Source organism: uncultured Serinicoccus sp. (assembly GCF_947500995.1).
In the GTDB taxonomy this organism is placed as follows: domain Bacteria; phylum Actinomycetota; class Actinomycetes; order Actinomycetales; family Dermatophilaceae; genus Ornithinicoccus.
Window position 1 is genome coordinate 1 of the sequence record NZ_CANMUA010000034.1, and the last position, 561, is coordinate 561.

General features: G+C 71.8%; 1 protein-coding gene. It reads right to left on the minus strand.

The annotated features are described in order from the left end of the window. A partial coding sequence (locus tag Q0967_RS17320; protein WP_299451311.1) for a transposase occupies positions 1–561 on the minus strand: 561 nt, incomplete at both ends.

Sequence of the window (561 nt, forward strand, 5' to 3'; positions counted from 1 at the left end):
CGCTTCGACGAGCCCGGCGTGGGCGTCCGAGGTCACCAATCGCACTCCGTCCAGGCCGCGGGCCACCAGGTCGGCGAAGAACTCGTTCCACGCGGCCCCGGTCTCGGCGGTGGCCACGCGGGTGCCCAGGACCTCGCGGTGCCCGTCACCGTTGACGCCGGTGGCCAGCAGGACGACGGCGTTGATGACGCGCCCGCCCTCGCGCACCTTCATCGTGAGCGCGTCGGCGGCCACGAACGTGAACGGGCCGGCCTGGTCCAGGGGGCGGTGGCGGAACTCCTCGACGAGCTGGTCCAGGTCGGTGGCCATCCGGGAGACCTGGGACTTGGACAGCGAGTCGATGCCCAACGTCTTGACCAGCTTGTCCATGCGCCGGGTGGAGACCCCGGCCAGATAGCAGTCCGCGACCACGGTGATCAGCGCGGACTCGGCCCGCTTGCGCCGCTCGAGCAGCCACTCGGGGAAGTAGGTGCCCTTGCGCAGCTTGGGGACCGCCACGTCCAAGGTGCCCACCCGGGTGTCCAGGGGCCGGTGCCGGTAGCCGTTGCGCTGCGCGAGGCG